This window comes from Ornithinimicrobium sp., assembly GCF_030537745.1.
Classification (GTDB): domain Bacteria; phylum Actinomycetota; class Actinomycetes; order Actinomycetales; family Dermatophilaceae; genus Ornithinicoccus.
In genome coordinates this window covers 58,902-70,959 of record NZ_JAUNVI010000002.1, presented here as the reverse complement: position 1 = coordinate 70,959, position 12,058 = coordinate 58,902, and the positions used below count along the sequence as shown (strand labels likewise).

8 protein-coding genes are annotated in these 12,058 nt (G+C 67.2%); 4 read left to right on the top strand and 4 right to left on the bottom strand.

The window, feature by feature from the left end:
• Nucleotides 1–124: 124 nt before the first annotated feature.
• Complete coding sequence (locus Q4P07_RS00945) at nucleotides 125–994, bottom strand: class I SAM-dependent methyltransferase (RefSeq protein ID WP_303373008.1); 870 nt, start codon at nucleotides 992–994, stop codon at nucleotides 125–127.
• Nucleotides 995–1,170: 176 nt separating this feature from the next.
• Between Q4P07_RS00945 and rpsA the strand changes: the two genes are divergently transcribed.
• The 4 genes from rpsA (at nucleotide 1,171) to Q4P07_RS00925 (ending at nucleotide 8,619) form a co-directional block, all read left to right on the top strand.
• Complete coding sequence (gene rpsA, locus Q4P07_RS00940; protein WP_303373007.1) at nucleotides 1,171–2,619, top strand: 30S ribosomal protein S1; 1,449 nt, start codon at nucleotides 1,171–1,173, stop codon at nucleotides 2,617–2,619.
• A gap of 93 nt (nucleotides 2,620–2,712) precedes the next feature.
• Nucleotides 2,713–5,187, top strand: coding sequence for an aminopeptidase N (pepN, locus tag Q4P07_RS00935; protein ID WP_303373006.1), 2,475 nt, complete (start codon nucleotides 2,713–2,715; stop codon nucleotides 5,185–5,187).
• A gap of 94 nt (nucleotides 5,188–5,281) precedes the next feature.
• Complete coding sequence (gene uvrB, locus Q4P07_RS00930) at nucleotides 5,282–7,387, top strand: excinuclease ABC subunit UvrB (protein ID WP_303373005.1); 2,106 nt, start codon at nucleotides 5,282–5,284, stop codon at nucleotides 7,385–7,387.
• A gap of 212 nt (nucleotides 7,388–7,599) precedes the next feature.
• Entirely contained in the window at nucleotides 7,600–8,619 is a 1,020-nt protein-coding gene (locus tag Q4P07_RS00925; protein WP_303373035.1) for a TerC family protein, read from the top strand.
• 4 nt (nucleotides 8,620–8,623) lie between these two features.
• On the opposite strand, the gene Q4P07_RS00920 is transcribed toward Q4P07_RS00925, so the two are convergent.
• From Q4P07_RS00920 to Q4P07_RS00910, 3 genes are read right to left on the bottom strand one after another with little or no spacing between them, the layout of a single operon-like run.
• Nucleotides 8,624–9,538: a DMT family transporter gene (locus tag Q4P07_RS00920; protein WP_303373004.1), complete on the bottom strand. Its 915-nt coding sequence runs from the start codon at nucleotides 9,536–9,538 to the stop codon at nucleotides 8,624–8,626.
• The gene (locus tag Q4P07_RS00915) at nucleotides 9,535–10,281 is read right to left on the bottom strand and encodes an MBL fold metallo-hydrolase (RefSeq protein WP_303373003.1); all 747 of its coding nucleotides are present in this window, start codon (nucleotides 10,279–10,281) and stop codon (nucleotides 9,535–9,537) included. Before Q4P07_RS00915 ends, Q4P07_RS00920 begins: the two co-directional genes overlap by 4 nt.
• Nucleotides 10,278–12,005, bottom strand: coding sequence for an FAD-dependent monooxygenase (locus Q4P07_RS00910; RefSeq protein ID WP_303373002.1), 1,728 nt, complete (start codon nucleotides 12,003–12,005; stop codon nucleotides 10,278–10,280). Before Q4P07_RS00910 ends, Q4P07_RS00915 begins: the two co-directional genes overlap by 4 nt.
• Nucleotides 12,006–12,058 lie beyond the last annotated feature (53 nt).

The window sequence follows — 12,058 nt, the reverse complement described above, 5'->3', positions numbered from 1 at the left end:
CCAGTCGGGGGATCACGGGCAGTTGGGCATGCGTCACTAAGGATGCATGACAGACGGGACTATAGGGCGTGAGGGCGCCATCCGAACGGGACTGCGGCCCACTGTGTCCGAACCGTGACCTAAATCAGTTCACGTCCGGCCGCACGCGCGGCCCAGATTTGGTGCACACCACGATCAGCGTTCCGGGGAAGAGCTCTCCCCGCAGCCGGCTCCACCCTCCCCACGTGTGCTCCAGGCCTTCGGGCCATGGCGGTTCTACCAGATCGACCACGACGAGTCCGGCGGCCACGACCGCGCGCACCAGGTCGCCCAACGTGCGGTGGTGCTCGCTATAGGTGACCAGGCCCGCCGAGGTCTCCTCGACATACGGGCGCCGGTCGAAGTAGGAGTGGGTGACCTGCAACCCCTCCGGCCCGGGCACGTCGGGAAAGGCCCACCGCATGGGATGGGGCACGGAAAAGACACACCTCCCGCCGGTCCGCAGCACGCGAGCCCATCCGCGCAGGACGTCGGTGGCTCCGGGAACGAAAGCCAGCACGCCATGCGCCGAGAACACGACGTCGAAGGCCTCCGCCTCGAACGGCAGAACACCACCGTCGCACTGGACATAGCTCAGCGACCGGTGCCCCTCCATACCGCTGGCACCTGCGGCTGCGGCCGCATCGGTATCGATGCGCCGAGCCACCGCCAGCATCCCTGCTGACACGTCGGTAGAGACCACGCGCGCGCCCTGGGTGCTGCACCATCTGCCCCCCTGGGCTGCCCCTGCGCCGACCTCGAGCACGTCCAGCCCGCGGACCGTGCCCAGCAGGCTGAGGTCCTCCTCCGTCCAACCCTCTGGACCCCAGACCAACGACGCGTCGCCGAGGAAGCCGCCATGCTCGTAGTAGTAAGCCTCGGCGGCTCCGTCCCACCAGGAGCGACCAGCGCGGGCGGCTTCGGCGTGCGGCACCGGCCGGCGCGCGACCCGATCGGGGGAGGGGGGAGTGCTCATGCCGTCAGCGTAGAGTGCGCCCCGGGACTCGTTTTGACCGTTGGGGCGTGCGATCAGTAGGGTGGGAGGGCGTTTGGCGTGTCCCTTCTTACCTGTATGAGGTGTGGCGGGGGCTGCGGCGCACCACTGCACAAGTCCATCCACTCATCCATGTCCACAATCGGAGCCCCTACTACATGACTGCCACTACGGCGCAGATCCCCGAGATCGCTGTTAACGACATCGGTTCGGAAGAAGAACTGCTCGCTGCGATCGACGCAACGATCAAGAATTTTAATGACGGAGACATTGTCGAAGGTGTCATCGTCAAGGTTGACCGGGACGAAGTCCTGCTCGACATCGGCTATAAGACCGAGGGCGTCATCCCCTCGCGTGAGCTGGCCATCAAGCACGACGTCGACCCCTCGGAGGTTGTCTCTGTCGGTGACGTGGTCGAGGCCCTGGTTCTCCAGAAGGAGGACAAGGAGGGCCGCCTGATCCTGTCCAAGAAGCGCGCGCAGTACGAGCGCGCCTGGGGCACGATCGAGAAGGTCAAGGAAGAGGACGGCGTCGTCACCGGCACCGTCATCGAGGTCGTCAAGGGTGGCCTCATCGTTGACATCGGTCTGCGTGGCTTCCTCCCCGCCTCCCTCGTCGAGATGCGTCGCGTCCGCGACCTGCAGCCCTATGTCGGCAAGCAGATCGAGGCCAAGATCATCGAGCTGGACAAGAACCGCAACAATGTGGTCCTGTCCCGCCGCGCCTGGCTCGAGCAGACCCAGTCGGAGGTCCGCACGACCTTCCTCAAGGAACTGCAGAAGAGCCAGGTCCGTTCTGGTGTGGTCAGCAGCATCGTCAACTTCGGTGCGTTCGTGGATCTGGGCGGCGGTGTGGACGGTCTGGTCCACGTCTCCGAGCTGTCCTGGAAGCACATCGACCACCCCGGCGAGGTCGTTGAGGTCGGTGACGAGGTCACCGTCGAGGTGCTCGACGTCGACATGGACCGCGAGCGCGTCTCGCTCTCGCTGAAGGCGACCCTCGAGGACCCGTGGCAGACCTTCGCCCGCACTCACGCGATCGGTCAGGTCGTGCCGGGCAAGGTCACCAAGTTGGTGCCCTTCGGTGCGTTCGTGCGCGTCGAGGACGGCATCGAGGGCCTGGTGCACATCTCCGAGCTCGCCGAGCGTCACGTGGAGCTGCCGGAGCAGATCGTCAACGTCGGTGGCGAGGTCTTCGTCAAGGTCATCGACATCGACCTGGAGCGCCGCCGGATCTCCCTCTCGCTCAAGCAGGCCAACGAGGCGGTCACCGCGGAGTTCGACCCGACGCTCTACGGCATGGCTGCCGAGTACGACGCCGAGGGCAACTACAAGTACCCCGAGGGCTTCGACTCGGAGACCAACGAGTGGCTGGAGGGCTTCGAGACCCAGCGCGAAAAGTGGGAGAAGGAGTATGCCGACGCCCACTCCCGCTGGGAGGCCCACAAGGCTCAGGTCGAGACGGCCGCGAACGCCGAGCCCGAGCCTGGTGTCGAGGCGGCCTCGGCCTCCACGTCCTACTCCTCGGAGTCGGTCGACGAGGCTGCGGGCACGCTGGCCTCCGACGAGGCGCTCGCCGCTCTGCGCGAGAAGCTCACTGGTAACTGATCGACCGCGTCACTAGACGCGCCGCCGCGAGGCCCGGATCCCCCTGGGGGTCCGGGCCTCTGGTCTGTCCGCAGCGGTTTGTAAGGTCGGGGCGTGTCACTGACCCTGCAGGATGCCCGCGCTCGTTCCGCCACCGTGCATGACGTGAGCTATGAGATCCACCTGGACGTGACCGGAGAGGGGGAGTTTTTCGCGCGCACCCGCGTGCGATTCGCCGCCGAGCCTGGCGCGAGCACCTTCCTCGACCTCCAGCACGCCACCGACGTCAAGGTCTGGCTCAACGGTGAGCGCGTGCAGGGGCAGGCGTACCGGCAGGACCAGGTCCACCTCAGCGGTTTGGCGACGGCCAACGAGGCGGTCGTCGAAGCTCGACTGCCCTACGTCACCGACGGTGACGGGCTTCACCGTTTCGTGGACCCCGTGGACGGCGCGGTCTACCTGGGGGCCTACGGCGGGATGGACGTAGCCCGTCGGGTCTTCGCGTGCTTCGACCAGCCCGACCTCAAGGCGACCTTTGCACTCTCGGTGCGGACGACGCCCGGGATCACGGCCCTGTCCAACGGCACCGGCAGGCTCACTGCTCCCGCTGAGCCCGACGGCGGTGCCCACTGGACGTTCGAGCCGACACCCCCGATCTCGACCTACCTGGTCGCGGTCTGCATCGGTCCCTGGGCATCGCGCACGTGGGAGCACGCCGGGCTGGAGTTCGGCTGGCACGCTCGCGCGTCGCAGGTGACCGACCTCGATCGCGACCTGCCAGACCTGCGTCGCGTGACGGAGGCCGCCTATGACGACTACGCGCGACGATTCACGCAGCCCTACGCCTTCGGCGCCTACCACCAGGTCTTCGTGCCGGGGCACAACTGGGGCGCCATGGAGACGCCGGGCTGTGTCACCTTCCGGGACGAACTCCTGCCCGCCGGCTCGACGCCGCAGGCACTACAGCGCGGACGCGCCATGATCATCGCGCACGAGATGGCCCACATGTGGTTCGGTGATCTGGTCACCTTCCGCTGGTGGGAGGACACCTGGCTCAATGAGTCGTTCGCTGACTACCTGGGCTTTTTGGTCGGGGGGCACGCGCTGGGGGGGGGGACGGACACGTTCGGCGAGTTCGACATCTCCCGCAAGGCAGGCGGGTATGCCGCGGACGCCCGCCCATCGAGTCATCCGGTGGCGCCCTTTCCCGAGGACGTCCCGGACGTCGACTCAGCTTTCAACAACTTCGACGCGATCTCCTATGCGAAAGGCAACTCCTGCGTCCGTCAGCTAGCCTTCTGGCTCGGCGAAGAGACCTTCTTCGCCGGCGTCAACCGGCACCTGACGCAGCGCCGGTTCGGCACCGCGAGCCTGGCTGACTTCGTCATGGCGCTTGAGGGCGTGACCGACCGCGATGTGCCTGGATGGGTGGAGGCGTGGCTCCGCACGTCCGGCCATGACACCATCCGGGTCGTGCGCGGCGACGGTCCGGGACCAGGCGCAGCAGGGGGTAGCGCGCCGCGTCTGCGGCGTGAGGGCTCTCGGCCGCACCGGCTTCGCGTGCATGGCTACTCGTCAGCACCGGGGGGTGGGCTCGTGCGGGACTGGGGGGAGGTTGTCGACCTCGGCGCTGACGACGTCACCCTCCGCCCGGCGGACCTCGTCGTACCGAACAGCACCGGCGACACCTTCGCCCGCGTCGTCCTCGATGAGGTGTCGATGGAACTCGTCGAGAAGTCCCTCTGCGCGGTGCCTGACGAACATCCCCGCATCATGGTGTGGGCGACGCTCCTTGATGCCGCGGCGACCGCGGACCTGGCCCCTGCCTACCTGGTCGGGCTGGTCGAGGACCACCTGCCTCAGGAAGGCGCTCCGGTCGTGATCGAGCACGTGCTGCGTCGCGCGGTCGGGATCGTGGCCGCGACGGCATCGCCTGGAGAAGTCTCCAGTCTCTACGAGCGGCTGGCCCAGGTCGCCCTGCAGATCCTGACCGGGCAGGCGGCGGACAGCGCTGCGGTGGTGGAGAGCGCTGCAGGTGCGGTGCTCGCGACCACCCATGACGCGTCCCTGCTGCGCGACTGGCTGGCAGAGACTGAGTCCGGCCCCCGACTCAGCCAGGTGCAAAGGTGGCAGGCCCTCGTGCGCCTCTCTGGCCTCGGCGAGGACGTGGCCGCCGACCTCGCCGCAGAACAGGTGCGGGACCGCTCGAGCGCGGCGGGGCTCGCTGCGCTATCGGTGGCGGCCGCGGCGCCCACTCGGGCGGCGGCACGGGAGGCATTGGAGCGTCTCTTGGCGGACGACACGTCCAACCGCGAGCTCGGTGCGCTCGCCGAAGGGCTCTGGCTCGCCGAGCAGCGACCGCTCGTCGACCCGCTGGTCGCGCCGTTCCTGGATGGGGCGCGGACAGTAGCCCGGCGGGGTCAGGCGTTGGCCCTGGTGGTGGGCCGCTGCAGCCCAGCATTCCGGTGGACACCAGCGCAGCTTGCCGCACTAGAGGCGATCCTCGCCGAGGGTGACCTCCCGCCGGTCCTGGCTCGCACCTGGGCCGACCTCCTGTATGACCAGCGGCGCATTGGCGACCGCGACTGACCGGCGCACCGGTTGAGCTGCGCGCCGGCTGACCCTCTCGTCCCGACACCGGCTCGGGAAGGGTCTGTCAGCCTCTGGCGTTAGCGTGGAAGCCATGCGTCCTATCACCGACCTGCAGCGGACCGTCAACCCGTTCCGCGTGGTCTCCGACTTCCAGCCGAGCGGCGATCAGCCGACGGCGATCGCAGAGCTGACCCAGCGAGTTCAGCGCGGCGAGCCGGACATTGTGCTGCTGGGCGCGACGGGCACCGGCAAGTCGGCGACTACTGCCTGGTTGATCGAGCAGGTCCAACGTCCGACGCTGGTGATGGCCCCCAACAAAACGCTCGCGGCACAGCTGGCCAACGAGTTCCGAGAGCTTTTTCCCCACAACGCGGTCGAGTACTTCGTGAGCTACTACGACTACTACCAGCCCGAGGCCTACGTCCCCCAGAGCGACACCTACATCGAGAAGGACTCGTCGGTCAACGACGAGGTGGAGCGGCTTCGCCACTCGGCGACAAACTCGCTGCTGACCAGGCGCGACGTGATCGTGGTCGCGTCGGTGTCCTGCATCTACGGTCTGGGCACTCCGCAAGAATATGTCGACCGGATGGTCCGGCTCCGGATCGGGCAGACCATCCAGCGCGACGAGCTGCTCCGGCGTTTCGTCACCATGCAGTACGCCCGTAACGACATGGCCTTCTCCCGCGGCACTTTCCGGGTCCGCGGCGACACCGTCGAGATCATCCCGCAGTATGAAGAGTTGGCGATCCGCATCGAATTCTTCGGTGACGAGGTCGACCGGATCTACACCTTGCACCCGCTGACCGGGGAGGTGGTGCGCGAGGAGCAGGAGATGTACGTCTTCCCGGCCTCGCACTACGTGGCTGGACCTGAACGGATGGAACGCGCCATCGGCGGGATCGAGGCGGAGCTCGCGGACCAGCTCGGCAAGTTCGAGCGGGAGGGCAAGCTCCTGGAGGCACAGCGGCTGCGGATGCGCACGACCTACGACATCGAGATGATGCGCCAGGTCGGTGCCTGCTCAGGCATCGAGAACTATTCGATGCACATCGACGGCCGCCAGCCCGGCTCCGCACCCAACTGCCTCCTGGACTACTTCCCCGAGGACTTCCTGCTCGTGATCGACGAGTCGCACGTCACTGTCCCGCAGATCGGCGCGATGTATGAGGGCGACATGTCCCGCAAGCGCACCCTGGTGGACCACGGCTTCCGGCTGCCCAGCGCCATGGACAACCGGCCGCTGAAGTGGGAGGAGTTCCTTGAGCGGATCGGCCAGACCGTCTACCTCTCCGCGACTCCTGGGACCTACGAGCTGGCCAAGTCGGACGGCACGGTCCAGCAGATCATCAGGCCGACCGGCCTGATCGATCCCGAGGTGGTCCTCAAGCCCACGAGGGGTCAGATCGACGACCTCCTGCATGAGATCGCGCAGCGGACGGCCAAGAACGAGCGCATCTTGGTCACCACGCTGACCAAAAAGATGGCCGAGGACCTCACCGACTACCTCCTCGACAAGGGTGTGCGCGTCCGCTACCTGCACTCCGAGGTCGACACCTTGCGCCGGGTGGAGCTGCTGCGCGAGCTACGGGTGGGGGAGTACGACGTGCTCGTCGGCATCAACCTGCTGCGCGAGGGCCTGGACCTGCCTGAAGTGTCCCTAGTCAGCATCCTGGACGCCGATAAAGAAGGCTTTCTGCGCTCCGCCAGGTCTCTCATCCAGACCATCGGGCGGGCGGCCCGCAATGTGTCGGGCCAAGTGCACATGTATGCCGACAAGATCACCCCGTCCATGGAGCAGGCGATCGAAGAGACCAACCGGCGCAGGGAGATCCAGGTCGCCTACAACCGCCAACACGGGATCGATCCCACGCCGCTCCGCAAGAAGATCGCGGACATCACCGACCTGCTCGAGCGCGAGGACGCTGATACCGAAGCGCTCATGGGCAGTGGACGACGACAGTCTCGGGGGACCGGCCGCGGGCGCGGAGGGGCCGCGGCCCTGGGCACCTCCGTCATCGACCGTCGGGCCACCGACGACATGCCCGCGACCGAGTTGGCTGCGCTGATCCACGAGTTGACCGACCAGATGCACCAGGCGGCGACGGATCTGCACTTCGAGCTGGCGGCCCGGTTGCGGGACGAGCTCGTTGATCTGAAGAAGGAGCTCCGGCAGATGCGCGAAGCGACTTCCTGACGGAGGTGAACCGCTCTGGGCTGGCGATATGTCAGAATGGGCAACGTCCATCGGAGGGGAGTATCCCCTGACGGCATCCTCGTCAAGACGGCACGACGTGAGCGAGAGCTTCATCGGCCCGGGGAGTCGGCCAACGCATCGTCCTACGGACGTGCGGGGGCGGGAGAGACCTCCGGTCCGTTGGTTTGACCGGAAGGCTTTCTATGCAAGGAATCCAGGTCCCCCTCTGGGTGTGGGTCGCCACCCTGGTGGTCGTCGCCGCGATCTTCGTCTTCGATCTGCTCGTCCTGGGGCGCCGACCGCACGAGCCCACCCGTCGCGAGGTCTCCGTCGCGCTGTCGATCTATGTCGGTCTGGCGGTCTTGTTTGGGATCGGGGTCTGGGTCTTCGAGGGCGGGCAGTATGCCGGCGAGTTCTTCGCGGGCTGGCTCACCGAGTACTCCCTCTCGGTCGACAACTTGTTCATCTTCCTCATCATCATGGCCAAGTTCGGTGTGCCGAGGAAGTTGCAGCAGTACGCCCTGATGGTCGGCATCGTGATGGCGTTGGTCATGCGTGCCATCTTCATCCTCCTCGGTGCGGCCGCGATCAACAAGTGGTCCTGGGTCTTCTACATCTTCGGCATCTTCCTGATCTACACGGCGATCAAACTTGCCAGAGAGAGCCTGTCCGGGGACGGTGATGAGGACGAGGACTTCCAGGAGAACGCGTTGCTGCGCTGGGTCGAGAAGCGCTTCCCGGTCACCCAGTCCTGGTCCGGCGGCACGAAGTTGCGCATCGTCGAGAGCGGCAAGCGCGTCCTGACCCCGATGGCGGTGGTGATTATCGCGCTGGGAACCACGGACCTGCTGTTTGCGCTCGACTCGATCCCGGCGATATTCGGGCTCACGGACCAGGCCTACCTGGTGCTGATGACTAATGTTTTTGCGTTGATGGGGTTGCGCCAGCTGTACTTCCTGCTCGGCGACATGCTCAAGCGCCTGGTGTATCTCGGCATCGGGTTATCAGTCTTGCTGGCCTTCATCGGGGTCAAACTGATCTTGCACGCGATGCACGAAAACGAGCTGTCGTTCATCAACGGTGGCGAGAACTTCGACGTCTGGGATATCCCCATCTGGTTCTCTCTCAGCTCGATCATCGTCATCTTGGGGGTCACTGCGATCGCCAGCCTGCTCAAGATCCGCAGAGACGCCAGGAACGGGTCGACAGACTCCGAGGTCTCGCCCCTCTGACCCCTTAGGCCAGATCGGGGCCGCCTTCGTCGATGGCAAGACCTGGCTGGCCAGGCTCGACCCGTCGGCCAAGCACCAGGATGCTCGCCGCCACGACGAGGGCCATGCCCACCAGCTGCAACGGCGCCAGCACCTGCCCCAGGACAAGCAGTCCGGCGAGGGCAGCACCAGCAGGCTCAAGGCTGAGCAGCACCCCGAGGGTGCCGGAGCTCAGGGCTCGCAGCGCGAGCAGTTCGAGGCTGTAGGGGATCGCCGAAGACAGCAGCGCGATGCCTAACCCACGCAGCAGAGCGTCGGCCCCCCATAGGTCTGACCCCGCTGTCGCCAGACCGAAGGGGAGGGTCAGAACCGCACCAATCGCCATCGCGATAGCGATACCGTCCAGTCCCTCGAAGCGAGCTCCCGTCCGCCGGCTCAAGGTGAGGTAGCAGGCCCAAGCGACCCCGGCTGCGCCCGCGAGAGCGATCCCGACCTGGTCGAGGTCGGCCCACGGGGTGGTCAGCGCCTGGGAGATGAGAACAACTCCGCTGAGCGCCGTGGCGACGGCGGCCAGGTCGCGCCCTCGTCTGGACAGGGCCGCCGCGAGCGTCAGGGGTCCGAGGAACTCGATCGTCGCGGCTACCCCGATCGGAAGCCGCTCCAGGCTGGCGTAGAAGGCGAGGTTCATGACGGTCAGCACCAAGCCGAAGACGGTCACGACCATCCAGTCGCCTCGGCTGCGGCCACGAAGCCGAGGGCGCACGAACAGCCACAACATGACAGTGGCCAGGGTCAGGCGAAGGGTGACCGAGCCGACGACGCCGACGAGGGGGAGCAGGGTCACTGCCAGGGCACCACCGAACTGCACGGACACCACGGCGAGCAGGACCAAGGTGACCGGGTGCACCCGTGGGTGCGCCGCGGATGAGGTGGTGCTCACCAGCCGCGGGTCCGCCAGTCCGGCAGCGAAGGCCGCTCCTGTCCCAGGGTGGTGTTGTCTCCGTGCCCGGGCAGCACGATCGTGTCATCGTCGTAAACGGCAAAGATCCGTGTCTCTAAGTCGTCCATCAGGTTCGCGAAGGCGTCGGTCTCGGGTGTCCTGCCGGGGCCGCCAGGAAAGAGACTGTCACCAGAGAAGATGACCGTCGGCTGGTCAGGCAGGCGGAGGGCGAGCGCGACCGAGCCGGGCGTGTGTCCTGCCAGCCCGATCACCGCTAGGCGAAGATCCCCTACCCCGATCGTGTCTGCGTGGACCAGTCGACGGTCGACGGTCACGGGGAGGGCGTCTGCATCTGCCTCCCCGGCCAGGGTCTGGGCGCCGGTCGCGTCGCGGATGGCGACAAGGGCTCGGTGGTGGTCCCAGTGCTGGTGCGTGGTGAGGAGATACTCCAGCCGTGCAGACCGGAGGCCGATCGCAGAACCCTGCTGTCCTTCCACAGGTGCAGGAGCACCGTCGCTGGCGGCTGACGGGGGTGCGTCCTCACCGAGCAGCCCCAGAATCCGATCGGCGTCGTCGGCCGCGTCAATGAGGAGTCGCTCGCCCGTTGCTGCGCACGTGATCAGGTAGACGTTGTTGTCCATCTGCGACACAGAGCATTTGCGGACGACCGCGCGGCCGAGGTCGAGACGCCAGCTCGGTCCGTTCGGGCGTACATGGCCGATCAGACCGGGCCTGGCACTCATGGGGGAGAGTCTACGGTCGAACCGCCAGCAGGGCGCTGCGCCCCGACGGTCTCCACCTGCGCTGAGTGAAGAGGTCCCTGCCCGACGCTGAAACCGAGCATCCGGAGTGCGGCGGCGACCAGCGCGTCGGTGGCGATCTGTGTGGACGCGTCGCTGACCCGGGCGGCGGTATGGCCGTCGGGCCGGACGAGCCAGAGGTCACCGGGCTGCCAGTCCAGACCGGCCTGCACGGCACCAGCCCCATCGAGCCTGGACAGGTCAAGGTGCCGCAGTGGGGTGCCGGGGGGCAGGGCCGAGGTGAGGGCCGCGAGCGCAGCATCTCCACGCTCCTCCTCATCGCTCAGGAGCGTGACCTGCCCGCGGATCAGCAGTCGCAGCCGGCTCGGGCCCTCTGCGGTCGTCACCGGTGCGTCCGGCAAGCTCACCCCGGGCACCGGTGCTGGCGTCTCACCGCGCCGGGGCCGTCCCGGCCAGGCGCGCGAAGGGTCGGCCGTGGTCAGCGGGGAGTCGACATACCAGAAGGCCTCGCAGAGCCGCCCGGAGTCCACCTGCTCCCGCGCGGCCACGTCCTGCACAGACTGCTCCAGCAGGGCGTGGCGGCGCGCCCAAGCCGCCTCGTCCGGGGGGACCAGAAAGTTCATGGTGGCGCTGGTGACCTCCAGGTTCTCGCGAGCAGCTGCCAGACGCTCCGGCTCATAACTGTCGAGCAGCGTCTGCGGAGCCCAGCCCTGCAGCACGGCGGCGAGCTTCCAGGCCAGGTTGTCAGCGTCACCGACCCCGGAGTTGAGGCCTCGGGCGCCGAAGGGTGCGACCAAGTGGGCCATGTCACCGGCCAGGAAGACCCGCTCTGCCCGGAAGGCAGACGCGATCCGTGCATGGAAGTGGTAAATCGAGGACCAGACCACCTCGAAGGGACGGTCCCCGATGACGTCGGTGATGCGCTGCCGCAGGCTCTCCGGTGCCAGGACCTCCCTCGGGTCATGGTCGGCCGCCAACTGCCAGTCGATCCGGTAGATCGAGTCGGGACAGGGGTGGATCAGGACCTGCCGGCCCCGGTTCCACTCAGGGTCGAAGTAGAATCGCCGCTCCCGCTCCCACCCTGGAAGCTCGGCCCGCACGTCGCAGATCAGGAAGGTGTCCTCGAAGGTGCGTCCGCCGAAGGTGATGTCGAGCTGAGAGCGGACGGTGCTGCCGCGGGCCCCGGCGGCGGCCACCGCGTAGGACCCGCCGATCCGGACTTCTCCGTGCGTGGTGCGCGCGACGATCTCCACCCCTTCGTCGATCGTCTGCAACTCGACCGCTTCGTGCCCCCATCGCAGGTCCACGAGCGGGCTGGCCTCCAGCAGGGCGTCCAGGATCTGCTCGGTGCGAGGCTGGGCGATGTTGACGAAGGGGGGCAGCGGGCTGGCTCCCGGATCGGGCAGGTCGACGCAGAAGAGGTCGTGGTCCCGGTAGAACGTCCGGGCCCGGGTCCACGTCAGGCCCTCCTGGACGATCTGACCGGCGCCGCACCAGTCCCAGATGTCGAGCACGTCGCGCTGCTGGCAGATCGCCCTGCTCCCGACGAGGTCACGGGCGGGGCGGGCGTCGAGAAGGATAACGGGTATGCCGTAGCGCGCCAGCAGCAGTGCCGTAGTCTGGCCGACGGGGCCGGCCCCAATGACGATGACTCGTTCCGTGGCCGCACTCGAGATCAGGGCGGGGTCAGGGTCGACCATCGCCATACCCTCCTCTCCTCGTGCCGGTGCGCTGACGTTGTCACCGGGCGGTCTTCACT

Coding starts and splice junctions, on each gene's coding strand:
- Q4P07_RS00945 (WP_303373008.1), bottom strand. CDS start 994: ATGAGCACTCCCCCCTCCCCCGATCGGGTCGCGCGCCGGCCGGTGCCG.
- rpsA (WP_303373007.1), top strand. CDS start 1,171: ATGACTGCCACTACGGCGCAGATCCCCGAGATCGCTGTTAACGACATC.
- uvrB (WP_303373005.1), top strand. CDS start 5,282: ATGCGTCCTATCACCGACCTGCAGCGGACCGTCAACCCGTTCCGCGTG.
- Q4P07_RS00915 (WP_303373003.1), bottom strand. CDS start 10,281: ATGAGTGCCAGGCCCGGTCTGATCGGCCATGTACGCCCGAACGGACCG.
- Q4P07_RS00910 (WP_303373002.1), bottom strand. CDS start 12,005: ATGGCGATGGTCGACCCTGACCCCGCCCTGATCTCGAGTGCGGCCACG.